Genomic DNA, 25,556 nt, shown 5'->3' with positions numbered 1-25,556 from the left:
AAAAAATTAAAATACAAACATTTCCTCGATAATTTTTAAAATCTTATTTTTATTTGTCTCACTACTTAAAATTTTGGCCGCAAGATGAGAGCAATTTTTCATTTTTTCTATATCTTGTATTTTTAAATTATTGAGAGTTTCTGCGATATCTTTAGGGTTATAACTCTTTGCAGTAATGCCATTTTGGTATTTTTGTAATATCTCATGCATTTCACGATGTGGAATTGCCACGATTGCTAAACGTGACTGCATATATTCAAAAAACTTATTAGGCATTGTGTATTCAAGATTAAAATTTGATTTTGGCAATGCATAAATTCCAATATCGTATTTTTGAGAAAATGGAACAATCTCTTCAAAATGAACAGGTGGAATAATACGTATTTTTTTTCCATTTTTTTGACGTAAAGCCACCATATCCTGTAATTTTTGCAAATATTTAGAATCATGACATACTAACATCAAGTCCAAACTAAAAGATTCATCACAATAATCTATAATTTCAATAGTTTTTTCAATCTCTCGCAAAGGATTTGCAAAGCCATGATAAATCATTTTGATATTATTCTTATCAACTGGGCTTGGCATAAGATCATAATATTTACTCAAAGAATAAAAAACTTCACTTTTTATACCATAACTCTTTTGATATGCTGCACTTAATCCCAAAGCCACTGTAATTACCCTATCAGCATCCTTAAGATATCTTTTGCATAAATAATCATTAAATTTTGCAAACAATATTCTCCACCTAAGATTATTTGTACATTGCTTGGGATAAAACTCTCTTGCATCAAATAAAACTTTTGCATTTTTTTTATATCGCAAAACAATAGGTAGCAATACTAAATCATGACAAATAATTAAATCAAAAGATTTTTTTTGCAAAAATTCCACAATTTCCAAACGATTGTGTGTATAAATCAAACAATTCCAACGCCGTAAAAATACATTAAAATATAAACCAATTTCTTGCAAAAAATTGCGCTTTTTATATGCGCTATAACTATAAGTAGCAACGCCTGGAATCTCATCACAAGCAATCCCCATTGCACTCACTTCATGCATATCTTTTAAAAATCCTACCATTCTTGATGGTCTAGGATTGATAGCAACATTGGCCGCACACAGAACTAAAATTTTCATTTATAGCATATCCAAAAATGCCTTTTTACCTTTATTTTCCCTTAGTGTATCATTAACTTCTTTGAGCAATATTTGCAACAACATTTTGTGAGATAAAACCTCTTTTGGCATCAAAATCAATGCATTAGCTTTTTTGATATAATCCTCTATATCAAAAGCGACAAAACTTTCTTCTTGACATACAAACATGTGCATTTCTTCAAGATCGATTTTTCTAGCACTACTTTTTTGTGCAAAAACCTCACGATGTAAATCAAAAAACCTTTCTAATCTTTCTGTGCGACTCTCTTTATTTTCTGTAGATAAAATCAATGAAGGCTTTCCTTTAGCACTAAATTCAATCCTGCTTTCACCTTGAGCCATTGGAAAACTATCTAGCCAAATATCAATTACATGCCCATATAAAGCACTATCAACAAATCCCGTAAAATAAAATCGTGATAATATTGTTGAATCAATTGCCTTAATCTTTTGGCAGATTTCATCTTTATTGCCACCGCCACAAGCAAGAAAAATAGTTTTTGGATTTTGTTGCATAATAGAAATAATTGTTTGCAAAAATTCTTGATGATCAATTTTTACCAGTCGACCTATATTTCCCAAAACCACACAGTCTTTAGGATATTGTGCACGGATATGTGCAATTTGTTCTTCTGGTACATAAGGATTATAAAAACAATCATCCATTTTTACAGGAATCCCGATAAATTCATAACCTTCATGCATGATTTTTTCTTGATTTCCACAAATATGTGTAATTTTTTTATCAATACAAGGAATATCATAGACAAAATTTCCATGACTCCAAAAAATTTGTTTTTTTGCCGCGCGTGTTGCTAATAAAAAATCGCTAATCCCATAGCCATTATTTGGGCTAATCAAAATTTCTACACCATCTTTTATAATTTTTTCACGCAATACTAAGGCTTTTTCCAAATGAGAATTGTAATACACTGCCTTATTTTGTTCTCCCAAAATATCTACAACCTCAATGCCTAAATCTGTATAACTTTTTAAAATTCCTGCATCATTATCACTTTTTTCTAATAGACTCATCAAATAAAGTTTGACTTTATATTTTTTCTTAAATTCTTCATTATCTAGCAATACTTTCAAAAAGCTATACTCCACCTTATAGGGTGAATTTTCTACCAATCTATCCCTCAAAATCCCAATAACACCACTTTCTTGATACCCACATTCTGGCAATACAAATTGTTTAGCAAATTGTTGATATTTTTCTGCAGCATAAAGACTAATTTCTTGATTAAATTTTTTCCAGTCTTCTTGAGAAGAAAAATTATTACCACATATGTGATAGATAAAAAATTGCAAATAAAGTGCAAAATCTATTTTTTTTGCATCGTAAAAATCTAATTCTTTATAAAAAATTTCCTTCCAGATTTCATAAAACTCCAACCATCCGCGATGATTAAAAAAATGTTTAAGATTCCAAAAAAAATGCAATTGCCAATTAAAAACCGAGCGTTTTTCCTTATAGCTAAAACTAAAAAAATTTTCTTGTAAAACCTTTTTTAAATTCTGTGAAAAAATCTCAAAAGGTATTTTTATTGTTTCAAAAAATTGCAACATTAAATTAATGCTTTTTTGTGCTTCCAAACAATGAATATCAATGCGCACAATATTTTGCAAGTAAAACTCTAATCCCTCCTTTGCTTTACCATTTAAAATCTTTGCCAAAAATGCCAATTCTAGTAGCATAACATTTTCATTATCACTTACACCATTTGCAAATAAACTCTCTATAGCAATGCTCTCAAGTTTTGTAAACTGATCAATTTTGTTTGCATTTAAAAATAAAACATACAAACAAAGATAAGATTTATCAGCAATATCCCCCTTAGCAAAAATAAAATCAAAAATTTTTTCTCGAAAGAGTTGTAAAATCTCATCAGGCACCATATTAAAACTTTGACTACCCATTCTTTGTATAATTTCTAGAATCTGGTGTATAACCAAATCTATATCATATTTATTTTGTGCATTTTTTAATAATTCTAAAATTTTTTGATAATCATTTTGTAGTATCTTCATCTTGCGTCCTATCAATAATCCAAAGATATGTTGGTGCCTTTTTTTTTGCATAAGGCACAATTTTTGCCGTAACATAGCCACTACTATCTATAATTTTTTCCACCTTGCCCACAGGAATATTTTCTATAAAAATTCCATCAAGACCACTTGTTACAACCTCATCACCCACTGCAATTTGATAGTACTGCGGGATAAAATCAGCCAACAACCTATCCTTATCATCAGGGTCAAAATGAATAAGTGCAGGAGTTTTATTTTCTCCAATATACACACTATAGCTACATTTTTCATCACCATTAAAAAGCCCCAATAATCTTTCGTTTTCCACGACTGCAATCCCTAATGCATATCCATCTCGAACCAAACCAAAAATAGAATCTGAAGAATATTTTTTAAAATTACTATTTAACCAAACTCTATTATACTGTGAAAGTTCGACATAAGACATCGCCATTACGGGAGAAAAAATATGCTTATCAAAAAGGTTTAACTGAGGGTAAAATTTCAATACTCTATCAAGCTTATCTTTTGTATCTTGCAATTCTAAAGCAAGCTTTTGGTATTCTTGATATTTTTCTTTATAAATCCCAATCGTTTTAGCTTGGGCAAAAAACTTATCATAACTATCTTTTGACAAAGATAGCAAATGATGATAACTACTCTTAATATTATCAGTTAACAAAAAAATGGCTTTTCTTGCCTTCGTATTTGATTCAAAAAAAATAGCAAAAACACTCAGGCAAACTAACAAAAAAACCAAAAATTTATAACGCATCAATCATACTTTAGATTCTGCAATAAATCCATATTCTCCAATGCCTCGCTTGTTCCTTTTGCTACAGCAAGAAGAGGCTCATTGCCCACTACCACAGGCAATTTTACAACATCAGAAAGATAACGGTCTAATCCTCTAATTAATGCTCCACCACCTGTAAGCACAACACCATTTTCTACAATATCACCTGCTAAATCTGGTGGAATCTCCTCCAAAATATTTTTTAAGGTATTGCCAATTTCTTGAAGTTGATGTTTGATTGCCTCTCTTACATCTTCGCTACTCAATTCAATGGAATTTAATAACCCACTTACTTGATCCTTTCCTTTTACGCGAAGTGTCAAAGGCGGATCTTGAGGATATGCACAACCTATTGCAATTTTAATATCCTCGCCTGTTCTCTCACCAATCACGAGATTATATTTTTTACGGATATAATCCACAATTGCATAATCAATCTTATCACCAGCAACACGAATAGACTTACTAATTACAAGACCACCAAGAGAAATTACGCCAATTTCTGTAGTTCCGCCACCAATATCTACAATCAAACTCCCCTGTGGCTCTCTAATAGGAAGTCCTGCACCAATTGCCGCTGCCATGGGTTCTTCAATCAAAGAAACATCTCTAGCACCTGCGCTCATTGCAGACTCTTTAACCGCTTTTCTCTCAACACCTGTTAATCCATAAGGCACACAAACCATTACACGAGGGCGAATTAGTGTTTTTCTTTTATGTGCCTTTTCAATAAAGTATCGAATCATTTTTTCTGTAATATCAAAATCTGCAATTACGCCATCTTTCATTGGACGAATTGCCCGAATACTACCCGGGGTTTTTCCAATCATTTCCTTAGCCTCTTTCCCCACTGCCAAAACATCCCCATAACCATCAAAACGATCTGTTTTTACAGCAACAATAGAAGGCTCATTAATAATAATCCCCTGTCCTTTTACAGAAACTACGGTATTAGCCGTCCCCAAATCTATGGCAATATCATAAGAAAAAAGTCCTATAAGTTTATCCAACAGCATTTTTATCCTTTAACTTTTGATGTTTTTTAATTAACAACGGTTTAGCCTTACCTTCAACTGCATCTGCTGTAATCACAATTTCATACCCCTTCATTTCCGGAAGATCAAACATTACATCTGTACATACTTCTTCTACTATTGTACGCAGCCCTCTTGCACCAGTCTTGCGAATAATAGCCAAATCTGCAATTTTTTCCAAAGCCTCAGTTTCAAAAATCAACTTTGTCTCATCAAGTTCAAAAAGTTTTTGATACTGCTTAATGATAGAATTTTTAGGCTTTGTCATAATATTAATCATCGCTTCTTTAGTAATCATCTCTAGCGTTGCTACCACATGCAATCTTCCAATAAACTCTGGAATCATTCCATAAGAAATTAAGTCATCTGATTCTACAAGATGTAAGATATTCTCATCGCTCAAAACTTCTTTTTTATCAGTCCCAAAGCCTAGAACGCTTTTACCCATTCGTCTTTTAATAATATCTGTCAAGCCATCAAAAGCTCCCCCGCAAATAAACAAAATATCACTTGTATCTATCTGGATAAAATCTTGATTAGGATGTTTTCTACCACCTTTTGGCGGGATATTTACCACACTTCCCTCAATAATTTTTAACAATGCTTGCTGCACGCCCTCGCCACTTACATCTCTTGTAATAGAACGATTTTCAGAAAGACGAGAAATTTTATCAATCTCATCAATAAAAACAATCCCTCTTTGTGCACGCGCTACATCACCATCTGCTGCTTGCAAAAGTCTTGTTAAAATATTTTCTACATCTTCTCCCACATAACCTGCTTCTGTAAGACTTGTAGCATCGCAAATTGCAATAGGAATATCCAACGCTTTAGCAATAGTTTGTGCTAATAAGGTTTTTCCGCTGCCTGTAGGTCCAATAAATAAAATATTGGATTTAGCAATCTCTACATCATCATCTATCTCTTGTTTACTTAAAATTCTCTTGTAGTGATTATAAATTGCCACAGAAAAAACTTTTTTCGCCCTCTCTTGTCCAATTACATAATCATCAAGTTTTTGTTTTAATTCTTTTGGTGTAGGTATAGAATCTAGCACCACTTCCTCTTGTTGATTAAAAAAGTCTTCATTTTCTGGGAGACTTTGATAAGTTTGACACAAATAAGCAATACAAAATTTACAAATATAAACTTCTTTAGAATCACTCCCTTTGTTACCACTAATAAATTGCTCTCTTTGAGAACCTTCTCTGCCACAAAAACTACATTGCATAATTTTATCACTCATTATCACCCCTTTTAACAGGTATTCCTCTTTGAGAGTTCATAATAAAATTACAAATTTTTTTTACAAAAATATTTTCAGGATCTTTTTGCAATTCTTGCTTTGTTAAATCACTAAGCAAGCCCTCTTTTGAAAAAAGACGCTTATATAACGCATTAATATAATCTACATCTTCATGAGAAAATAATAAACGCAAACGATGACGATTTAATCCACGAATTACCGCACGATTTCCTTCTAAAATACAATAAGGAGGTGCATCTTGTGTAAGCATAGACCCTCCTCCTACCATTACCGCATCACCAATTTTTACAAATTGATGCACTGCGCTAAGCCCTCCTAAATTTACATAATCTCCAACTTCAACATGTCCACCTAATGTAGCATTATTTGCTAAGATACAATGATTACCGATAATACAATCATGTGCAATGTGTACAAATGCCATAAAAAGATTATTATTGCCAATGATAGTTTTCTTGCCGCCCCCCTCAGTCCCAGGATTAAACATGCAATGTTCACGAATAATATTATTATCTCCGATCTCCAAAAAAACCTCTTCGCCATGATATTTTAAATCTTGAGGTATTGTGCCTAAAACTGCGTAAGGAAAAATGGTATTATTTTTACCAATTGTTGTGTTCCCAATAACTGTTACTCCATTATATAGTTTTGTGCCATCACCAATTTTTACTCCATCACCAATTACACAAAAATCACCAATACTAACATTTTTTCCAATCTCTGCTTTGGGGGAAATTACAGCAGTTTTAGCAATTGTATTGCATACTTCTTCCACTCTAGCTCCTTTTAATCTTTTTTATCAGCTATCATTGCTTTTAACTCAGCTTCTGCGACAAGCTCATCATCGACATAAGCTTTCGCATCAAGTTGCCACACAGCCCCTTTGTTTTTAATCACACTCAATTTATAAATCAATCGATCTCCAGGAATCACAGGGATTCTAAACTTTACCCTATCAATTGTCATAAAATAAACAATTTTACCCTTAGCCGCTTCATAATCCTCACCCCAGGTGCTAACAAATGCTAATATGCCACCTGCTTGTGCCATGCCCTCAACAATCATTACACCCGGATAAATTGGCTGTCCAGGAAAATGCCCTTCAAAAATTTCTTCATTTGTAGTGACGTTTTTATAAGCAAGAATATCTTGCCCTTTATTGATTTCAATCACCCTGTCTACAAGCAACATTGGGTAACGATGTGGCAAAATTTTCTTAATCTTATTAATATCTAGCATTTCATTATCCTAAAGATTTTTTTAGTTTTTTATAGCCTGAATTTTATCAAAAATAAACTTAAATTTTATAGAAATTCAACAACTCTAAAAATATTCTCTTCTTGAAAAATACTTTGCACTTCCACGCTAAGATTTTCATCAATCTTTTTAGAAACAACAAATATCGCATTAAGACTTTGGTATCCACATAGAGCTATCCTAAGTTCCATTTCTTTTTCTAGATTCCATGAATTTGATTTTAAATCTAAAATATTTTGAAATTGTGTGGCAAACATAAAATTAACAAATTCCAAAGGAACAAACATGCTATCATCTTTGCTCGAATAACCAATTTGATAATCCCCACTTTGATATTTTTTTTGCAAATGCTCTGGCAAACTTATTTTTGGTTTAACCCATAAAATTTTTGGTATCTTTGTCTTTTTTTTACTTTGTGAGTTTGCTAACACATAATGCGGTAGGGCACAATCTGTAAAATCCATAAGACTTGAAGAAAGAATTCTAAAAACTTGATATTTTCGCTGTATTAATAAATAAGGAGAATGTGTTTTTTCCAAATTATCTCTTTTTGCAAAAACCTCTTGCCTCTCCTCAATACTACCCAGTGGCTTAGGGTTAAACAGGTCGCTTAACATTTCTAAACTTGTTTTATTTTGCTTTTCACGCTGTTTAGCTAATGCAAATTTACAACCACAATAATTCTGACGATATAAGTTATCCTTTTTTGCCAACTCATTTTGTTTTTGTACACCACCATTAGCGCGCACATTTATTTTTACAAAATCCAAATCATAAGCACTTGCAATATTATCACCTTCAATAAACAATCTCTCTTGTTCTTTCATCGGTGAAGAAAGCAGGGTTGTAGTAAATCTTTTTTCACCTATTTTTTTACTTTCAGCAGCGCTACGTGCAAGCCTAATATCAAAGCACTTCACACAACGTTCTCCTTTTTCTGGCTCTTCTTCAAGCCCTTTTACTCCATCGAGCCAAGAATCCATGTCCCATTCGCCGCATAATAATTCAATCCCTAACATATCACAACTTCTTTGCACATCAGCAAGTCGTAAGTCGTGTTCACTTTTGGGATGAATATTGGGATTGTAAAAAAATCCTATCAATTTTTCATCAGGATAGGCTTTTTGCAGTTCGCTTAAAAAATAATGACTATCTACTGAGCAACAAATATGTACTAACATCTAATCTTCCTTTTTTAAAACCATAAAAATATAATATCCCACACCAATACACAAAACAACAATAATAAAAATTAACAATAATAAATCGACAAGTTCCATATTTTATTCCTGTGGTATTTTATAATGTTTCATGTGAAACTTTCAACTCTTTTTCTCTTAACTGTCCACATGCTGCAGAAATATCTATTCCTTTTGATTCTCTAATTGTTGCAAGCAATCCTCTTTTTACCAAAAAATCTGCAAATTCTTTAACTTTTTTCATCTCTGGACGCTTAAATTCTGAACCTTCATGAGGATTAAATAAAATCAAATTTACTTTAGCCTGCAAGCCATTGAGTAATTTTAAAAGCGTCTTAGCACTTTTAATATCATCATTTACATCCTTGATCACAAGATATTCAAACATAATTTTTTTTCGTGTATCTACAGGAAATTCTCGAACAGCTTCAATAATACTTTCTATATTATAAGCCTTATTCATAGGAATAAGCTTAGTACGCAATGCATTATCCACTGCATGTAGTGAAATTGCTAACTGTACCCCTAAATTCAACTCTCCAAGTTTTTTGATTCTAGGGGCAATACCACTTGTAGAAATTGTTTGTCGTCTTGGAGAAATAGATAAACCATCAAGCTGACTAATCACTTTTATAGCCTGAGCTACATTATCTAAATTATTTAGTGGTTCTCCCATTCCCATAAAGACAATATTTACACGCTTTTCTGGTAATAAATCATTATCCTTTTTCAATCGCACTACCTGTTCAACAATCTCTCCTGCACTTAAATCTCTCACAAAACCACCTTTTGCAGTAAAACAAAAAGCGCAACCTACCTTACAACCAATCTGACTGGAAAGACAAAAAGTATATCGCTCCCCTTCTAAAACATTTCCATTTTCATCAAGCTTTTTATCTCGCATTTTGATAAAAACACTCTCAAAGCTAAACCCATCTAATGTCTTAAAAAGATATTTTTTTGTCCCATCTTTTGAAATCTCTACTTTAATTATCTCCAAATGTTGAATTTTATAATCTTTTTTAAGTGTCTCTTTCAAATCTTTTGGTAGATTCTGCATAGAATCAAAATCTTGCGTGTATTTAACATACAACCAATGATAAATCTGCTTGGCACGAAATGCCGGTTGCATTTTTTCTTCCAATTCTTTTAAAGTAAAATTATAAATATTTTGCATCACTCATCTCTACTCTAATTTAATTTAAAATTATAGCAAAACATTACCCCTCTATCTTTTTAACTAAAACTATAAAATAGCTTCTTGCTCCTCCTATAAAATTTTCTAATTTCTAGTAGCTGAGATAATTTTTCAAACAATCTTGATAAATTATTGCAATAGTTACTTACACAAAAATCCTAATTTTAATTCTTTTAATAATTTAAAAAGATAAACTAGAAGTTATAAAATTAAGCCTTTGCTTAACAACTCTTAATATAAGCTTCATTGAAAATTATGTATAATAAAAATGTGCTTCAGTTTTCAAATAAACTTTATTTAAGTTTAAAAACAAATAGGGGAGGAGAGGCTAACTTACTATATTAGGAAGGTTTTAAATGGAAATAATGATTTTATTGTTTTTTGCGGCCTTACTCATTCTTTTTATATTTATAAAAACAATTATCAAGTATCCTTTTTTAGGTCTTTGTGGGGTAATTTTAACTGCCTTATTTTGTTTGGTAGGTTTTTGGTGGGGTGTGCTTATAATTTTAGGAGTATTCTGCTTTCTTCTTTGCACACTAAGACAAGATTTACAATAATACCTTTTTTTATCAAGTATTACTTACTAACTACTTTTTTTATAACCTCTTCTATTTTTTTTATTATTATGTGATGATTTTTCATAAAATCTTGATGAGCTTGGGTATTGCAATAGTTACTTACACAAAAAATCCCCATACAAGGAATCTGAATTTTTTTTGCCACAGAAAGCACAGAATAAAACTCCATATTTTCTAACAAAATTCCTTGTTTTAAAAACTTTTTGGCTATCTGCATATCAGTGGTAATGTAATTGCTAGAATTTACAATCACAGATCTTAGTTCTAAGGTTTTGATTTTATTAATCGTTTCACATGAAACATCATCGATACTTTTTTGATGTAATTGAATTGGAGCATAACTTTTATCTTCAAAAAAACTGGTTTCAATTTGAGTAGATTCTTGACTAACACAAATCTCAAGTAATGGTAGATTTAAATCATAGCTTCCTGCACTCCCAACAAAACACAAAAAATTAGGCTTATTTTTGATACAAATTTGAGTTAAGTTGATAGCACTCTCAATAAGCCCTACACCAATATTTATAGCAAGATCAAAACTTTCTCCATTGCCTGCACAAACAAACATTATCGCACCTTTATTTTTTAAATTCTTACTGGTATTTTTTGAGATTGCAAATAAGCTTTTAAATCAGGAATCTTAATAATATCTTGATGAAAAATACTCGCAGCAAGTCCCGCATCAGCAAGACACTCTCCCTTAGGATCTTCTTGAAAAATCTCTAAAAAATCTTTCATTTTTCCTGCACCGCCACTAGCGATCACAGGAACACTAGCAAGCTTTTTAACAAACTCTAAACATTCTATATCAAAACCTTGTTTCACTCCATCACAATCCATACTGGTCAACAAAATCTCTCCTGCGCCCCGATTGCAAACTTCACTAATCCATTCTCCCAAATCCTTATGTGTGTCCTCACTACCCCCTTTAACAAAAACACTCCATCCACTTTTTGTTTGCATCGTTTTTTTTACATCAATAGCTATAATAATACATTGACTACCAAATTTTTTTGCACTTTGTGTAATAAATTCTGGATTTTTAATAGCAAAGCTATTTAGACTTACTTTATCTACACCAGAATCTAATAAACAATTTATATCTTCCAGACTACTAATCCCCCCTCCTACACTTAAAGGAATAAAAACTTCCCTGGACACTTTTTTTACTACATCTAGCATAATAGATCTTTTTTCAAGAGAAGCACTAATATCAAGCAGCACTAACTCATCAGCACCCATATCACTATATTTTTTTGCTAAAGCTACAGGATCTCCCATCTCTCTTAATCCCTCAAAATTCACACCTTTTACTACCCTACCCTCTTTGATATCTAGACAAGGTATAATTCTTTTTGCAAAATCCTGCATAAATTGCTCCTTTATTTTATTTATAATGATACACTACTAAGTATTTAAAAAACACAAAAATTTTGCTAGAATATTCTCAAAAATTTGGAGATATTTTGCATTATCAGGCAAAAAAAAAGTTTGGGCAAAACTTCTTAAAAGACAAAAGTTTTGTTTATAAAATTGTCCAATCCATTCCCAATATATATAGCGATGAAAAAATCATAGAAATTGGGGTTGGCTTGGGTGATTTGAGCGATGAGCTGCTCAAACTATATCCTATAAAAGCTTATGAAATTGATAGTGATTTGTGTTCTTTACTTAGAAAAAAATATGGCAGCATGCTAGATTCTAAAAGATTTGAATTGATTAATCAAGATGTGCTAGAACTGAAAAATTCGCAGGGTTGGTTACATAATACTCCCTACATCTTAGTATCAAATCTACCTTATTATGTAGCCACGCATATTATATTAAAAGCGTTAAAAGATCCTTTATGCAAAGGATTTATCGTCATGACGCAAAAAGAAGTGGCACAAAAATTTAGTGCAACATGCGGAGAATCTGCATTTTGTGCTTTAAGTGTTTTAACCCAAACACTTGGAATAGCACAATATTTATTTGATGTTCCAAATACTGCTTTTGATCCAATACCTAAGGTAACATCTGCGGTTTTTATGGTCAAAAAAAATCAGAACATGCTAAAAGAAAATTTTGAAAATATGTTAAAAATTGCCTTTAGCGCACCGCGTAAAAAATTATTCAAAAATCTAGCCGCACGACATGATAAAGAAAAACTGCATAAAGCTTTTGAACAATTAGAAATTGATAAGGATATTAGAGCTCATCAGCTAGAAACTCATTTGTATCACCAAATTTTTGAATTAATAAAGGAATAATTATGGAAAACAATGTGGAAAATAACGAAAACATAAAAACAGAAGATGAAAAAAGAAAGCCATTTGTTCGAACAAATTCTGCAAAAACTAGGGCGCATAGCGATGATCAAGAATCTCCAAAAAATGCGCGTAAAGAAAAAAAACGCTGGAATTCTAAAAAAGATACTAAAAATGAACATACAAATACTGGGGTTAGGGAAATTCAAAATGTTAATGAGCGTGGCAATCTTGGATTCCATAAAGACCTCAAAAAAGGCGTAGAAATTAATAATCGCATTCAAAAAAGTTCTCTTAATCCTCATTACAAACTTAACCTTAACACCAAAGCAAAAGTAAGAATCACTCCACTTGGTGGGCTTGGTGAAATTGGTGGAAATATGATGGTAATGGAAACAGAAAATTCTGCGATTATTATTGATGTGGGAATGAGCTTCCCTGAAGAAAATATGCATGGTGTAGATATTTTAATTCCTGACTTTAACTATATTCATGCAATTAAAGATAAAATTGCTGGTGTAGTGATTACTCATGCACACGAAGATCATATTGGCGCGGTGCCCTATTTATACAAACAATTACAATTTCCTTTGTATGGCACACCCCTTGCCCTAGGAATGATTGGAAATAAATTTGATGAACATGGGTTAAAAAAATTCCGCTCCTGTTTTAGAATTGTAGAAAAACGCAAACCTATTGCGATTGGGGATTTTGAAATTGAATGGATTCATATCACACACTCTATTATTGATGCATCAGCACTTGCCATCAAAACAGAAGCAGGAATCATTGTTCATACTGGAGATTTTAAAATCGATCACACTCCTATTGATAATCTCCCTACAGACTTACATCGTCTTGCATACTATGGTGAGCAAGGTGTTATGCTTTTATTAAGCGATTCTACAAACTCTCATAAAAGTGGTAGCACAGCATCAGAAGCAAGCGTTGGGCCAACTTTTGATGCACTTTTCAAAGCTGCAGAAGGAAGAGTAATTATGAGTACATTCTCCTCTAATATCCACCGCGTATATCAAGCAATTAGCTATGGAATCCAACATAATAGAAAAGTTGCTGTCATCGGTAGATCTATGGAAAAAAATATTGATATAGCACGAGAGTTAGGCTACATCAATATTCCTAGCGATATCTTTATCGAAGCACATGAAGTAAATAATTATCCTGATGAAGAAGTATTGATTGTTACTACCGGCTCACAAGGGGAAACTATGAGTGCGCTTTATCGTATGGCAACAGATGAGCATCGTCATATAAAAATCAAACCCACAGACATGGTAATTATCTCTGCAAAAGCAATTCCTGGAAATGAAAGCGCGGTTTCTACTGTATTAAATTTTCTTATGAAATCTGGTGCAAAAGTCGCTTATCAAGACTTTAGTGAGATTCATGTAAGTGGGCATGCTGCACAAGAAGAACAAAAGCTCATGCTACGCCTCATTAAACCAAAATTCTTCTTACCTGTACATGGAGAATACAACCACGTTGCTAAACACAAAGAAACTGCTATTAAATGTGGTGTTTTAGAAAAAAATATTTATCTCATGGAAGATGGTGATCAAATCGAGGTTAATCCTAGCTATATTCGTAAAGTTAAGTCCATAAAGAGTGGAAAAATATTTATTGACAATCAAGCTTGTACAGAAATTGACAATATTGTCGTCACAGAAAGACAAGCACTAGCTGATTGCGGAATGCTTGTTTTGGTGGCATTTATTAATAAACATGAGCAAAAATTGCTCAAAGATACAAAAATTACCACCTTAGGAATCATTAATCCTAAGAATGAAAAATCCTTTATTAAAGAATTAGAAGATGTTCTATCCTTGCATATTAAAAATATGAAATCTGAAACACTAGCAAGTGCAAAAACATTGGAAAATGATCTTAGAAACATGCTAAGAAAATTTTTATTCAAAAAAACAAAAAAATATCCTACAATCGTCATTCATACTTATACAAAATAAGGATAATAATGGATTTTCAAAAAATTGCAAAAGAAGTGTTAGAACTAGAAGCAAAAGAACTTTTAAAAGTTGATACTACAAAAATTGATTTTCAGAATATTGTAGAGACAATTTTAAACTCTAGTGGCAAACTTATTGTCATGGGAGTTGGAAAAAGTGGGTTAATTGGGCAAAAAATTGCCGCAACTCTTGCTAGTACTGGTACTCCCAGCTTTTTTATTCACCCTACTGAAGCAATGCACGGTGATTTAGGAATGATAGAAAAAAAGGATATCATTCTTGCTATTAGCTACAGTGGAGAGAGTGATGAACTCATTGCAATTTTACCTCACTTAAAACGCCTAAGCTACAAAGTTATCACAATGAGCAAGGATTCTCGTAGCTCACTATCAAAAGGGGGAGATTTTTTTATCCCCATTAACATTGAAAAAGAAGCTTGCCCTATCAACACAGCTCCCACAAGTTCTACCACCCTTACTCTTGCACTAGGAGATGCATTAGCAATATGCCTCATGAAAGCAAGAAGTTTTACTACACATAATTTTGCATCTTTTCATCCTGGGGGTAGTTTAGGAAAAAAACTTTTTGTAAAAATCAAAGATTTAATGCAAAAAGAAAATCTTCCTATTATTTCACCAGAAATACCTCTAAAAGATGCCATTATCAAGATGAGTGAAGCAAGACTTGGTAGTGCTATACTTGCACAAAATAATCAACTCTATGGTGTTTTAAGCGATGGTGATTTAAGGCGCGCAATGATGGCAAAGAATTTTAGCTTAGAAACTCCTGTAAAATCCTATGCTACATTAAATCCAAAATTTTGTGATGATGAGAATATGCTCGCCCAACAAGCCTTAGAATTTATCGAACAAAATAAAATTCAGCTGCTTATCATTACAGATTCTGCAAAAAACATCAAAGGAGTGGTACATCTGCATACTCTCATTTCTGCAGGCATTAGGAATTCATAAAATTAAAAAATTTTACGGCACCAAAGCTTGTATTGATCTATTTAGCGTTTTGTTTTTATATTAAATTCCTCTTGTATGAGAATGCTTTGCACTTTTTCTATATTTATAATGGCGGTGCTTCCTTGTATGCCGCCTTGAATTGGTTATTCTTCTAAATCCGCATAGGTGTAGCTATTACTTCTAATAGCTCTTTACACTTCTTCTGTTCCTGCATTAGTATAGATTTGTATATTTTTATTATCAATGATTTGTCTAATATTATTTTGCATAGCCTTTAGCTCTTCTGCTCTACTCTTTACTTGCTCTAGTATGCTTGTGGTAACAACTTGACTTTCTATGTTGGACAAAAGGGTTATTATTTTTCACAAGACTTCAAATTTGCTTAATAAAAACAATGATATTTTCTACAATTTTGCTACATTCAGTAAAAAAGCCTTTATTTTTTTAATAATTTTTATATTTTACGGAAGAAAAAAATTATAATGGTCTAAAACATCAAGGAAGGTAATGAAATTAACACTTACAAAACAAATTTTTATTGCTTTAGTTTTAGGAATCTTTGTAGGATATATTTTCCCTGATTTTTCCACACACCTCAAAGTTTTTGGAGATATTTTTATCCGCATGATCAAAATGATCATCATCCCTCTTGTTTTTACTACACTAATTGTAGGCATTGCAGGAACAGGAAATTTCAAAAAACTTGGAAAACTTGGAGGAAAAAGTATTATCTGGTTTGAAATTGCAAGTCTTTTAGCTCTTGTTATTGGTCTAGTTGTAGTAAATCTCTTACATCCTGGTACAGGAGTAAATCTTAATACTAGCGAAAATCATATATATAATACAGCAGAAAAACATCTTGATATTGTTGCTTTTTTGGTAAATATCGTGCCTAGCAATATTATGCAAGCTTGTGCTAATGGAGATATTTTACAAATTATATTTTTTTGTTGCTTTTTTGGAGTAGCCTTAGCCCATCTTGGCGATAAGGGGCAAAATATTGTAAATCTTGCACAAAATGTCGCAGAAGCAATGTTTAAAGTCACACAATACATTATGTATTATGCTCCTATTGGTGTTTTTGCAATGATAGCCTATGCAGTAGGTAATTTTGGATTATCAATGATGATTCCTTTAGGCAAGCTTGTATTTTCACTTTATTTTGCAATTTTTATTTTTTTATTGATTTTACTTTGCATTACATCTTTTATTGCAAAAGCAAATTTATTTTGTATAATCAAAGCCTTATGGCAACCCTTACTTTTAGGATATTCTACTGCGGCTAGCGAAGCTGCTCTGCCTTTATTAATGCAAAAGCTCCATGCCCTAAAAATTCCTAAACCTATCATTACTTTTGTAATCCCCACAGGTTATTCTTTCAATCTTGATGGCTCGACACTTTATACTTCATTAGCAGTCATCTTTCTTGCACAAATGTATCAAATAGAGCTTAGTTTATCACAACAAATTGTCATGCTTTTAGTCCTTATGGTATCTACAAAAGGTATTGCTGGTGTGCCTGGGGCATCTATTGTGGTTATTACAGCAACAGCTGCATCATTTGGTATACCTACAGAAGGCATAGCCATTATTCTTAGTGTGGATCGCATTATGGATATGGCACGAACTTTTTGTAATATTCTAGGTAACTCTATTGCAACAATTATTGTTGCCTTATGGGAAAAAGAAATTAGTGGAAAAGAAATACAAGATGCATGTAAAGCTTAAAGGTGGAGTTTCCACCTTTAAATTATTTTGTCAATTCTACGGTATCTAAAACAATCATTAATTCTTCATTGGTAGGAATTGCAAAAATCCCTACTCTACTATCTTCTGCATTAATTTGTAAGGCTTTTTTACTATTTTTATCATCATCAATTTTGATTCCCAAATATGTAAGATATTGACAAATTGCTTTTCTAAAATAAGAAGAATTTTCGCCTACGCCAGCCGTAAAGACCAATGCATCAATCCCACCCAAACTTACACTTAATCTAGCAATCTCTTCTGCAATTCTAAATACAATAAATTCAATTGCTCTTTTTGCACCTTCATTTTTGTCCATATTAGTTTCTAATGTATAGAAATTAGAACTAAATTCAGAAAGTCCGCCTACGCCAGATTTGTAATATAAAAAGTCTCTAATTTCATCCAAACCATAACCTTTATTTTCCATCAAATAAAGCAATATACCTGCATCTAAAGATCCTGGTCTAGTTCCCATTGGCACACCTTCTAATGCTGTCATCCCCATTGTAGTCATTACAGATTTGCCATTTTCAATTGCACAAAGTGAAGCACCTGACCCAATATGTGCAACAACAATTTTTTTCTTAGCAAACTCTGGAAAATCTTGCTCCATTTTTTTGACAATATATGCATAAGAAGTTCCATGCATCCCATAGCGTCGTACTCCCTCTTTATAAAGTGCATAAGGGATAGCATACATTATTGCATTGCCTTGCATTGTTTGATGGAATGCCGTATCAAAAACTGCAACCTGTGGAAGATCTGGAAACATCTGATACATTAATTTGATTACTCGTAAATTGTGAGGTTGATGCAAAGGTGCTAACGGAATCAAGTTCTCAATATCAGCAATCACCTTTTCATCAATCAACACAGAATGTTTAAAAATTGTTCCTCCATGTACCACACGATGTCCACAAGCCCTAAGTTTATAATCTTTAAAGATTTTTAGAATCCACTGGATAAGATATTCTAAAACCATTGCATGATTGTGAGCATCTTTCTCTTCCCATTTATATTCACCAATCACATTGCCCTCACCATCCTTAGCCTTAAAACTTGGTGACACATCAATTCCCTCTACTTGACCTGATGCTATCACTTCATTTGATAAATTAAAAATTTTAAACTTTAAACTAGAGCTTCCTGCATTAATTACTAAAAAAATTTCTTTCATTTTCTCTCCTTAATCTTATTCACTTACTAAAACTGCTAAAGCAGAAGAAGACACTCTTGCTTCTGGACTATCTGCTCTTGAAGTCAAAATTACAGGCACCTTTGCTCCAAGCACTACTCCTGCAACCTTTGCATGTGCAAGATAGACTAACGATTTAAATAAAATATTTCCTGATTCTATTTGTGGTACGATTAAAATATCCGGATCCCCACATACAGGAGAATTAATTTTTTTAATTTTTGCAGCCTCTTCTGAAATTGCATTATCAAAAGCTAAAGGTCCGTAGCAAATCACATCTTTTATTTCTTCATTTGCTTTTTTGGCAAGGTCAAATGCTTCAACAGAACTTGGCATTTTTTCATAAGGCATTTCTACTGCGCTTAAAATTGCTACTTTTGGGGTCTTGATTCCGAGATTTTTTGCTAGTATTACACTATTTTGCAGAATACTAAATTTTACATCAAAATTTGGAGCAATATTAATTGCAGAATCTGCAATAATTAATGCTTTATGATAAGTAGGAATATCCATAACAAAAGCATGAGAAATGCTTCTATCTGTCCTTAATCCTGCCTCTTTTTTAAGTACAGCACTCATAATATCATTGGTATGCAAATTTCCCTTCATCAATGCTTTTGCAATCCCCTTTGTAGCAAATTCAACAGCCGCTGTTGCTGCTTCCTTATCTGTTGGTACATCAACTATTTCAAAAGCACTAATATCAAAACCCAAAGTTTTTGCACAATTTATAATTTTTTCTTTATCTCCAACAAGAATTGGATCAATTAATCCCGCCTGATAAGAATCTATCACACCCTCAAGACTATTTTTATCTGTAGGTTGTGCTACAGCTACTTTAATTGCTCCTTTTTGCTTTGCACGCTCCAAAATTTCATCAAAAACTTGTTGTTTTTTTGCCTCTAAATTATCTGATTTCATTTTTTCTCCTTTTTTCTTCTAATATCTATTGATACACTCTTTAATATGTTACAAAATAGCCTATCCAAAAAATAATTTTATCAAAAAACTCTTTTAATGCCTAAAATGTTTAACATTTTTTTTAATAATTAAGGTAGTTTTTGAATCTATTCAGATTGTGAATAATCAAAACTTTAATAAAAGATAGGATATAAAAATGAAACACTATTTAGGCGTAGGGATAGTAGGAAATTTTGCTAACCATTTGGAGCAAGCGGGCGAAGCTAGTGATTTTTGTGGGATTTGTAGCGAAGAAAATGCACCAAAAGGTATTTTCCCTTTTTATGTGCCAAATCATGAAAAATTACAACGCTTCTGTTTTGATAATCAAAAAATTATTTTACCAGAAGATTCTACTTTATGCGTGCAAGCAGAACCAGAAGTAGGAATTGAATGTGACATTACCTATGAAAATGGATACATTAAAACGCTGGTACCAAAATTTTTTATGGCATTTAATGATGCTTCTGTAAGAAATGATAAAAATGCTAAAAAAATCTCTCAGAAAAAAAATTTTTCTACAGGCTGCAAGGGATATGGCAATAAAATAGCGATTGATTCTTTTCAAGAAGGTGGAGTATGTGATGATTTTTCCATCGCCTCTTTTATTAAAATTGATGGCAAAATACATGCTTATGGAGAATGTTCTCCTTTATTAAGCTATAGTTTTTTTTATGACAAACTACTAGAATGGCTTATCCAAAAACTCAATCATCAAGAAGATATGGTTGTGCTAGAAGATATGCACCGCATTATCAAAAATAATAATTTCCCAGAAAAATGCATAATTGCTATAGGTGCCACACGCTACACGCATTTAGGTGAAACAAGATTCTTGCAAAATGGAGATGAGGTAAATATTCTTATTTTTAATCATAAAAAGTATGATCCAAACACTTTGGAATCCCTACTCAGAGAAGAGAGGCTTCCTGATGATGAAAAAAACCTCTCAATCTTGCAACAAAAAGTAGTAAAACAATAATGAATTTTGTATAATAAACCATCTATATTATCTAACAAGGAGCATATAATGGCAGATATCAATATTACGCCTGAAGGAATTTTAGAAAAATTAAAAGAAAAGGGTGCAAAACTTTCTTGCCCAACTTGCGGTGGCAAAGATATTGGTGTTGCACCTGGTTTTACAAGCATTATGCTACAAAATAAAATCGATGGTAGTGTGAATGTTAATGGACCTCATGTACCTGCAATCTACACAGTTTGCAATAAATGCGGTGCAATGACTCCACATGCAGTTGCAGTATTAGAAATACTCAATCAAAAGTAATTTTACTATTTTCTTAGCCTTCTGGCTAAGTCCTCCTCTATTTTTTAGTTCTCCACTTTGTATTATTTTAATATTTTCGTAACTAAAGTTTTTTACCACGAGAAAATTCAATAAGTTCTTGTATATTTTTAACATTATGCGGTAAAGATAAAAGTGCGATTTTAAAAACTTCCAAACTCATACGTGCATCAGAAAGTGCACGATGTTGTTCTTTTATATTAATTCCTAAAAAATGATTTAAATATCCCAAAGAATAACGCAAAGATAAAATACTTTTTCTTGCCAAATCAATTGTACAAAGCCTAGGATTTAACAGAGGAAAATCTCCATAAATTTCTAACTTTTCACTAATAAAAGTATAATCAAATAACACATTATGTGCAACAAAAATACTATCTCCCAAAAATTCCCTAAATGCCTTTAAGATTTTATGTTCCATTGGTGCATTTTCTAACATTTGTGTAGTAATTCCTGTAAGTTCTACAATATGCTCAGGAACAAATTCTGCATATACCAATGTTTCAAAACGATCAATAATCTTGCCCTTATAATATTTTATTGCACCAATTTCTATAATTTTAGAATCTTGTGGCTTAGAACCTATCGTCTCAATATCCACAAAACAAAACACACTATCATTAATTTCTTTATACAGTGTGCCGAGTTCAAAAAATTCATCTTTTTGCATCAACCAAAATCCACAACCTTGCAATAATTCTAACGCTAAATTTGAATCATCAACCTCAAAAATATCTCGAATAAAAGGCAAAAACTTTTCATTTTTTAAATGAGGTTTTTGGAATTTTGCATAAATTTTATTGTAACTCATCGCAAAGAAAGAATGGCCTTTTTATAATTATCTTGCTGAAAAATATAGCTCCCTGCAACTACGATATCTACCCCAGAATCTTTTAACTTATCAATTGTCTTATCATTCACTCCACCATCAACTTCAATCAAACAATTTGGATTTTTATCTAAAATAAGTTTCTTAAGATTTTTAACCTTTTCACACACACTAGGAATAAAACTCTGCCCACCAAAACCTGGGTTAACACTCATTAATAAAACCATATCAATATCTTCTAAAATATATTTTAACCCTTCTTCGCTTGTATGAGGATTAAGTACAACTGCTGGAGAAATCCCATATTTTCTAATTTGAGAAATCACACGATGAAGATGCTTAACTTCTTCAAAATGCACACTTATATATTTTGGCTGAAGTGGCGCAAATAAATCTACAAAAAACTCCACATTTTCTACCATCAAATGTATATCTAATGGTTTAGTTGCATAATGCATGATTCCTTGCAAAACCACAGGACCAAAAGTAAGATTTGGTACAAAATGCCCATCCATCACATCAATATGCAACAAATCTGCACCACTATCACAAATATTTTTAACCTCTTCTCCTAGTTTCATAAAATTTGCAGACAAAAGACTGGGGGCAACAAGCATATTTTCTCCCTAAAACATTTATATAAAAACTTTTGTTATAGAATAACATAAAAAATAATTAAGATATAATGGAAATTAAAAATAAAGGGAAAAAATGCAAACTTTATTACATACCATCAAAGAGATTGCTTTACAAACTCATACTTTATTACAACAAGCAAATTGTAATTATCTAGAAAGTATAAATAGTAACGGAGATACTCAACTCCAAGTCGATGTAATGGCAGATAAACTCATTGAGAAAAAATTTTTAGCCCTTCCTTGTGTCAAAGGAATATGTAGTGAAGAAAAAGAAGAAGCTATCTATAAACAAGAAGGAGACTTTCTTATTGCCTATGATCCACTTGATGGTTCATCGCTTGTAGATAGCAATCTTAGCATTGGTAGCATTTTTGGAATCTATAGAACAGATTTTAGTGGCAAAAATCTTGTCGCAAGCTCTTACATTATCTATGGTCCTAAAATTGAAATTATTTTTGCATACCAAAATCAAGTTTTATATCTAGGGTTTAATGGCGAAGAATGGAAAGAAAAAGAAACACCAAAGCTCAAAGAAAAAGGTAAGATCAATGCTACTGGTGGTACACAAAAAAATTGGAGTGCTATGCATAAAAATATCATAGAATCCTTTTTTCAAGAAGGTTATCGTTTGAGATATTCTGGAGGAATGGTGCCTGATTTACACCAAATTCTCATCAAAGGTGGGGGGATTTTTAGTTATCCTGCAACAAGCGATGCTCCAAATGGCAAACTAAGAAAACTTTTTGAGGTTTTTCCTTTTGCTTATATTTATGAATGCTGTGGTGGCGAGGCTATAACAGAAGATGGAAAACGATTACTTGATTTACCTTGTAAAAGCCTTCATGACACTACACCTTGTTTTTTTGGTAGCAAATATGAAATTTCTAAATTCAAAAATACAAAGGGTTTTTAATGAGCGAAACAATTAACGATATATTTGAACAAAAACTTCATAACACTTTACAAAACTTACAAGAATGTCAAAAAAATAAAAATTTTACTTCTTGTATGCAATGTAAAGAGGTTTTACAATGCCAAATACGTCAAGAATATGTAAAATCCGTCTATGAAAGCATGAATAAAGGCGAACAAGGAGCATTTGAATTTTAAAAGGAAAAATATTTGATTTGGTTAGATATCACAGATCCAAAATATGTTTTATTTTTTAAGGATTTTATTCCATTATTAAAAACTCTTGATGAAGTGCTAATCACCACACGTGCAAGTAAAGGTTATGATGAATGCTTAAAACTATTACAACTATTTAATATTCCTGCAGTTTGTGTGGGGGGATATGGTGGAGGAGAAAAGCTTGATAAATTTCAAGCGCGTCTAGATCGCCAAAAAGAATTTCTTATACTTTTTGAAAAATATGGCATACCTAAGCTTTTTATCACAGGAGTAAGCGTAGAAGGTACACACACTGCATTTGGCTTAGGAATCCCTATTGTACAATTTTCTGATACGCCATTAATTGGTGAGTGTTTTGAAATTTCTAAACTTTCTTTAGTTGCAAAACTTACCCTACCTTTAAGTAATCTTATTTTTCGCCCATTTATTGTGCCAGAGATTTGTTATAGTGCTTTAGGAATAGAATCAAAAAATATTATTCCTTATCAATTTATTGATGTTGCACTCTGGTTAAAAAATCTTAAAAAAGGACAAAATTTTTTACAAAATTATCATTTAGATTCTACAAAACCTACAATTTTATTGCGTGAAGAAGAATATAATGCACATTATGTAGAAAAAAAACTCCCTATTATTTATGAAAGCATAGAACTTTTAAGCACACTTGATGTAAATTTAATTCTTATGCCTCGCTATGATTTAGAGAGTTTAAAAAAACAATTTTCCCACATCAAAAACCTCACTATATTAGACAAAAAATTCTCCCCGCAAGATTTTTATCCTTTCATTGATATGCTAATTGGTGGAGGTGGGACAATGAATTTGGAAGCTTGCTATCTAGGTATTCCGACAATTTCTACACGTTCACTTTTTTTATTTCATGATCGCTATTTATTAGATCATCAATTAATGCAACATTGCACAACTTCTTTACAAGTTTTTAATCAAGTAAAATCATGGCTAGAAAAAAAACCTCCAAACACAAAACTTCTTGCCAAAAAACTTTTTGAACCCTCCATAGCAAATTTTGAATCTATTTTTGCAATTATTAAGCAAAGATTTTATATTCAAAATTAAAAAGTTTTATAATACCAAAAATATTTTTAAAGGATTTTTATGCATTTAGGTTTAAATATCGATCACATTGCCACACTTAGAGAAGCCAGAAAAATCAACGATCCCGATCCACTAGAAGCAATTTTTATTGCAAAAAATTGTGGGGTATTTCAAATCACAATCCATTTAAGAGAAGACAGACGCCATATTAATGAATTTGATGTAGAAAGAATTATAGATTCTTCATTTTTGCCTGTCAATATAGAATGTGCAATGGACGAAAATATTATTGATTTTATTTGTAAAAAAAAGCCTTACAAAGTTACATTAGTGCCAGAAAAAAGAGAAGAGATTACCACAGAAGGTGGTCTTATTATGCAAAATACAAAAATCAAAGATGTGATTGCTGAATTTCATAAAAATCACATACAAGTTGCCACATTTATCGATCCTGATATGCAATCTTTGGAACTTTCAAAAGATTATGGTGCAGATGGCATTGAGATTCACACTGGTAGTTATGCCAATCTTTCCTTAATGCTTTATAGTAATCTCAAAAGAACACCAAACACAATAAAAAGCCTAGAAAATACAGATTTAAAATCCTTATTGCAAGATTGCATCACACAAATAAAAACCATTGCAAAAAATGCTAAAAAACTTGATCTTGAAGTCTATGCAGGACATGGACTAAATTATTTTAATGTCAAAACAATTGCAGAAATTCAAGAAATTAGTGAGCTTAATATTGGGCAAAGCATTATTGCAAGATCAATTTTTGTCGGCTTAAAAAATGCAATAGATGATATGCAAAAAATCATAAATAACGATAATTTTTACTAAAATTTCAAATATAAATTTTTGTATTTTTTGTTTATGCAATATTGTTGATCATAATTTTTCTACCAATAGCAACAAAAAAAATCAAGCAAAATGTATAAAGTTTTATACAAAAAT

Annotated in this window: 26 protein-coding genes; 10 read left to right on the top strand and 16 right to left on the bottom strand. The window is 31.9% G+C overall.

The genetic code is table 11. From position 1 onward, the window contains the following. Positions 1-6 precede the first annotated feature (6 nt). The 11 genes from LW133_RS05490 to hisF all read right to left on the bottom strand — a co-directional run bounded on the left by LW133_RS05490 (position 7) and on the right by hisF (position 11,904). Positions 7-1,146 (bottom strand): glycosyltransferase, encoded by a 1,140-nt coding sequence (locus tag LW133_RS05490; protein ID WP_233077428.1) that lies wholly within the window; start codon positions 1,144-1,146, stop codon positions 7-9. Continuing rightward, positions 1,147-3,201: a hypothetical protein gene (locus tag LW133_RS05485; protein ID WP_233077427.1), complete on the bottom strand. Its 2,055-nt coding sequence runs from the start codon at positions 3,199-3,201 to the stop codon at positions 1,147-1,149. Continuing rightward, on the bottom strand, positions 3,182-3,976 hold the full coding sequence (gene mreC / locus LW133_RS05480; RefSeq protein ID WP_233077426.1) for a rod shape-determining protein MreC: 795 nt from the start codon (positions 3,974-3,976) through the stop codon (positions 3,182-3,184). Before mreC ends, LW133_RS05485 begins: the two co-directional genes overlap by 20 nt. Beyond that, positions 3,976-5,013, bottom strand: a complete 1,038-nt coding sequence (locus LW133_RS05475) for a rod shape-determining protein (protein WP_233037690.1) — start codon at positions 5,011-5,013, stop codon at positions 3,976-3,978. The genes mreC and LW133_RS05475 overlap by 1 nt, the downstream gene beginning before the upstream one ends. Then, positions 5,000-6,277, bottom strand: a complete 1,278-nt coding sequence (clpX, locus tag LW133_RS05470) for an ATP-dependent protease ATP-binding subunit ClpX (RefSeq protein ID WP_233077425.1) — start codon at positions 6,275-6,277, stop codon at positions 5,000-5,002. The genes LW133_RS05475 and clpX overlap by 14 nt, the downstream gene beginning before the upstream one ends. Continuing rightward, positions 6,270-7,073, bottom strand: coding sequence for an acyl-ACP--UDP-N-acetylglucosamine O-acyltransferase (gene lpxA / locus LW133_RS05465; RefSeq protein ID WP_233077424.1), 804 nt, complete (start codon positions 7,071-7,073; stop codon positions 6,270-6,272). The genes clpX and lpxA overlap by 8 nt, the downstream gene beginning before the upstream one ends. Before the next feature lie 11 nt (positions 7,074-7,084). Next, on the bottom strand, positions 7,085-7,537 hold the full coding sequence (gene fabZ / locus LW133_RS05460; RefSeq protein WP_233037692.1) for a 3-hydroxyacyl-ACP dehydratase FabZ: 453 nt from the start codon (positions 7,535-7,537) through the stop codon (positions 7,085-7,087). 65 nt (positions 7,538-7,602) lie between these two features. After that, positions 7,603-8,736: an epoxyqueuosine reductase QueH gene (locus tag LW133_RS05455; RefSeq protein ID WP_233077423.1), complete on the bottom strand. Its 1,134-nt coding sequence runs from the start codon at positions 8,734-8,736 to the stop codon at positions 7,603-7,605. A 118-nt stretch (positions 8,737-8,854) separates the two neighbouring features. Beyond that, positions 8,855-9,931: a 23S rRNA (adenine(2503)-C(2))-methyltransferase RlmN gene (gene rlmN, locus LW133_RS05450; protein ID WP_233077422.1), complete on the bottom strand. Its 1,077-nt coding sequence runs from the start codon at positions 9,929-9,931 to the stop codon at positions 8,855-8,857. A 600-nt stretch (positions 9,932-10,531) separates the two neighbouring features. Beyond that, the gene (locus LW133_RS05445) at positions 10,532-11,101 is read right to left on the bottom strand and encodes a phosphorylase family protein (protein WP_233077421.1); all 570 of its coding nucleotides are present in this window, start codon (positions 11,099-11,101) and stop codon (positions 10,532-10,534) included. Between the two features lie 17 nt (positions 11,102-11,118). Further along, positions 11,119-11,904 carry an imidazole glycerol phosphate synthase subunit HisF gene (gene hisF / locus LW133_RS05440; protein ID WP_233077420.1) on the bottom strand — a complete coding sequence of 262 codons (786 nt, stop codon included), beginning with the start codon at positions 11,902-11,904 and terminating at the stop codon, positions 11,119-11,121. A 62-nt stretch (positions 11,905-11,966) separates the two neighbouring features. On the opposite strand from hisF, the gene rsmA reads away from it, so the two are divergent. From rsmA to LW133_RS05425, 3 genes are read left to right on the top strand one after another with little or no spacing between them, the layout of a single operon-like run. Continuing rightward, positions 11,967-12,782 (top strand): 16S rRNA (adenine(1518)-N(6)/adenine(1519)-N(6))-dimethyltransferase RsmA, encoded by an 816-nt coding sequence (gene rsmA / locus LW133_RS05435; RefSeq protein ID WP_233077419.1) that lies wholly within the window; start codon positions 11,967-11,969, stop codon positions 12,780-12,782. 2 nt (positions 12,783-12,784) lie between these two features. Beyond that, on the top strand, positions 12,785-14,764 hold the full coding sequence (locus LW133_RS05430) for a ribonuclease J (protein WP_233077418.1): 1,980 nt from the start codon (positions 12,785-12,787) through the stop codon (positions 14,762-14,764). Between the two features lie 8 nt (positions 14,765-14,772). Beyond that, positions 14,773-15,735, top strand: coding sequence for a KpsF/GutQ family sugar-phosphate isomerase (locus tag LW133_RS05425; RefSeq protein ID WP_233077417.1), 963 nt, complete (start codon positions 14,773-14,775; stop codon positions 15,733-15,735). A gap of 191 nt (positions 15,736-15,926) precedes the next feature. On the opposite strand, the gene LW133_RS05420 is transcribed toward LW133_RS05425, so the two are convergent. Then, positions 15,927-16,082 (bottom strand): hypothetical protein, encoded by a 156-nt coding sequence (locus LW133_RS05420; RefSeq protein ID WP_233077416.1) that lies wholly within the window; start codon positions 16,080-16,082, stop codon positions 15,927-15,929. Positions 16,083-16,242: 160 nt separating this feature from the next. Here LW133_RS05420 and LW133_RS05415 point away from each other — a divergent pair, with 160 nt between their 5' ends. Continuing rightward, a complete protein-coding gene (locus LW133_RS05415) occupies positions 16,243-17,463 on the top strand; it encodes a dicarboxylate/amino acid:cation symporter (RefSeq protein WP_233077415.1) in 1,221 nt (406 codons plus the stop codon). A 22-nt stretch (positions 17,464-17,485) separates the two neighbouring features. Here the strand turns inward: LW133_RS05415 and LW133_RS05410 are convergent, their stop codons facing one another. Further along, positions 17,486-18,661: an acetate/propionate family kinase gene (locus tag LW133_RS05410; RefSeq protein ID WP_233077414.1), complete on the bottom strand. Its 1,176-nt coding sequence runs from the start codon at positions 18,659-18,661 to the stop codon at positions 17,486-17,488. 15 nt (positions 18,662-18,676) lie between these two features. Beyond that, the gene (locus tag LW133_RS05405; protein ID WP_233077413.1) at positions 18,677-19,600 is read right to left on the bottom strand and encodes a bifunctional enoyl-CoA hydratase/phosphate acetyltransferase; all 924 of its coding nucleotides are present in this window, start codon (positions 19,598-19,600) and stop codon (positions 18,677-18,679) included. 196 nt (positions 19,601-19,796) lie between these two features. Here LW133_RS05405 and LW133_RS05400 point away from each other — a divergent pair, with 196 nt between their 5' ends. Beyond that, entirely contained in the window at positions 19,797-20,621 is an 825-nt protein-coding gene (locus LW133_RS05400; RefSeq protein WP_233077412.1) for a DUF5718 family protein, read from the top strand. A 48-nt stretch (positions 20,622-20,669) separates the two neighbouring features. Continuing rightward, positions 20,670-20,927 carry a hypothetical protein gene (locus LW133_RS05395; RefSeq protein ID WP_233077411.1) on the top strand — a complete coding sequence of 86 codons (258 nt, stop codon included), beginning with the start codon at positions 20,670-20,672 and terminating at the stop codon, positions 20,925-20,927. An 82-nt stretch (positions 20,928-21,009) separates the two neighbouring features. Here LW133_RS05395 and LW133_RS05390 read toward each other — a convergent pair whose 3' ends face one another. Both LW133_RS05390 and rpe read right to left on the bottom strand, forming a co-directional pair. Then, complete coding sequence (locus LW133_RS05390; protein ID WP_233077410.1) at positions 21,010-21,756, bottom strand: 3'-5' exonuclease; 747 nt, start codon at positions 21,754-21,756, stop codon at positions 21,010-21,012. Beyond that, entirely contained in the window at positions 21,753-22,391 is a 639-nt protein-coding gene (gene rpe / locus LW133_RS05385) for a ribulose-phosphate 3-epimerase (RefSeq protein WP_233077409.1), read from the bottom strand. Before rpe ends, LW133_RS05390 begins: the two co-directional genes overlap by 4 nt. Positions 22,392-22,485: 94 nt before the next feature. Between rpe and LW133_RS05380 the strand changes: the two genes are divergently transcribed. Genes LW133_RS05380 through LW133_RS05365 form a run of 4 tightly spaced genes read left to right on the top strand, consistent with a single transcriptional unit; the run spans position 22,486 to position 25,442 of the window. Continuing rightward, positions 22,486-23,325: a class 1 fructose-bisphosphatase gene (locus LW133_RS05380; RefSeq protein WP_233077408.1), complete on the top strand. Its 840-nt coding sequence runs from the start codon at positions 22,486-22,488 to the stop codon at positions 23,323-23,325. Further along, the gene (locus tag LW133_RS05375; protein ID WP_233077407.1) at positions 23,325-23,522 is read left to right on the top strand and encodes a hypothetical protein; all 198 of its coding nucleotides are present in this window, start codon (positions 23,325-23,327) and stop codon (positions 23,520-23,522) included. The genes LW133_RS05380 and LW133_RS05375 overlap by 1 nt, the downstream gene beginning before the upstream one ends. A gap of 12 nt (positions 23,523-23,534) precedes the next feature. Then, a complete protein-coding gene (locus LW133_RS05370) occupies positions 23,535-24,620 on the top strand; it encodes a DUF354 domain-containing protein (RefSeq protein WP_233077406.1) in 1,086 nt (361 codons plus the stop codon). 39 nt (positions 24,621-24,659) lie between these two features. Then, complete coding sequence (locus tag LW133_RS05365) at positions 24,660-25,442, top strand: pyridoxine 5'-phosphate synthase (protein ID WP_233077405.1); 783 nt, start codon at positions 24,660-24,662, stop codon at positions 25,440-25,442. Positions 25,443-25,556: the final 114 nt, after the last annotated feature.

The organism is Helicobacter anatolicus (genome assembly GCF_021300615.1).
In the GTDB taxonomy this organism is placed as follows: Bacteria; Campylobacterota; Campylobacteria; order Campylobacterales; family Helicobacteraceae; genus Helicobacter_H; species Helicobacter_H anatolicus.
Note: the sequence above shows the minus strand (reverse complement) of the source record. Positions and strands in the feature narration are given on the sequence as shown.

Excerpts from the sequence above, each read along its gene's own strand:
- fabZ (WP_233037692.1), bottom strand. The coding sequence starts at position 7,537 with ATGCTAGATATTAATAAGATTAAGAAAATTTTGCCACATCGTTACCCA.
- LW133_RS05375 (WP_233077407.1), top strand. The coding sequence starts at position 23,325 with ATGAGCGAAACAATTAACGATATATTTGAACAAAAACTTCATAACACT.
- LW133_RS05425 (WP_233077417.1), top strand. The coding sequence starts at position 14,773 with ATGGATTTTCAAAAAATTGCAAAAGAAGTGTTAGAACTAGAAGCAAAA.
- LW133_RS05445 (WP_233077421.1), bottom strand. The coding sequence starts at position 11,101 with ATGTTTGTTTGTGCAGGCAATGGAGAAAGTTTTGATCTTGCTATAAAT.
- LW133_RS05490 (WP_233077428.1), bottom strand. The coding sequence starts at position 1,146 with ATGAAAATTTTAGTTCTGTGTGCGGCCAATGTTGCTATCAATCCTAGA.
- LW133_RS05415 (WP_233077415.1), top strand. The coding sequence starts at position 16,243 with ATGAAATTAACACTTACAAAACAAATTTTTATTGCTTTAGTTTTAGGA.
- clpX (WP_233077425.1), bottom strand. The coding sequence starts at position 6,277 with ATGAGTGATAAAATTATGCAATGTAGTTTTTGTGGCAGAGAAGGTTCT.
- LW133_RS05380 (WP_233077408.1), top strand. The coding sequence starts at position 22,486 with ATGCAAACTTTATTACATACCATCAAAGAGATTGCTTTACAAACTCAT.
- LW133_RS05390 (WP_233077410.1), bottom strand. The coding sequence starts at position 21,756 with ATGAGTTACAATAAAATTTATGCAAAATTCCAAAAACCTCATTTAAAA.
- LW133_RS05455 (WP_233077423.1), bottom strand. The coding sequence starts at position 8,736 with ATGTTAGTACATATTTGTTGCTCAGTAGATAGTCATTATTTTTTAAGC.
- LW133_RS05405 (WP_233077413.1), bottom strand. The coding sequence starts at position 19,600 with ATGAAATCAGATAATTTAGAGGCAAAAAAACAACAAGTTTTTGATGAA.
- LW133_RS05410 (WP_233077414.1), bottom strand. The coding sequence starts at position 18,661 with ATGAAAGAAATTTTTTTAGTAATTAATGCAGGAAGCTCTAGTTTAAAG.
- LW133_RS05485 (WP_233077427.1), bottom strand. The coding sequence starts at position 3,201 with ATGAAGATACTACAAAATGATTATCAAAAAATTTTAGAATTATTAAAA.
- LW133_RS05395 (WP_233077411.1), top strand. The coding sequence starts at position 20,670 with ATGGCAGATATCAATATTACGCCTGAAGGAATTTTAGAAAAATTAAAA.
- rlmN (WP_233077422.1), bottom strand. The coding sequence starts at position 9,931 with ATGCAAAATATTTATAATTTTACTTTAAAAGAATTGGAAGAAAAAATG.
- LW133_RS05430 (WP_233077418.1), top strand. The coding sequence starts at position 12,785 with ATGGAAAACAATGTGGAAAATAACGAAAACATAAAAACAGAAGATGAA.
- mreC (WP_233077426.1), bottom strand. The coding sequence starts at position 3,976 with ATGCGTTATAAATTTTTGGTTTTTTTGTTAGTTTGCCTGAGTGTTTTT.
- hisF (WP_233077420.1), bottom strand. The coding sequence starts at position 11,904 with ATGCAGGATTTTGCAAAAAGAATTATACCTTGTCTAGATATCAAAGAG.
- rpe (WP_233077409.1), bottom strand. The coding sequence starts at position 22,391 with ATGCTTGTTGCCCCCAGTCTTTTGTCTGCAAATTTTATGAAACTAGGA.
- LW133_RS05365 (WP_233077405.1), top strand. The coding sequence starts at position 24,660 with ATGCATTTAGGTTTAAATATCGATCACATTGCCACACTTAGAGAAGCC.
- LW133_RS05400 (WP_233077412.1), top strand. The coding sequence starts at position 19,797 with ATGAAACACTATTTAGGCGTAGGGATAGTAGGAAATTTTGCTAACCAT.
- LW133_RS05475 (WP_233037690.1), bottom strand. The coding sequence starts at position 5,013 with ATGCTGTTGGATAAACTTATAGGACTTTTTTCTTATGATATTGCCATA.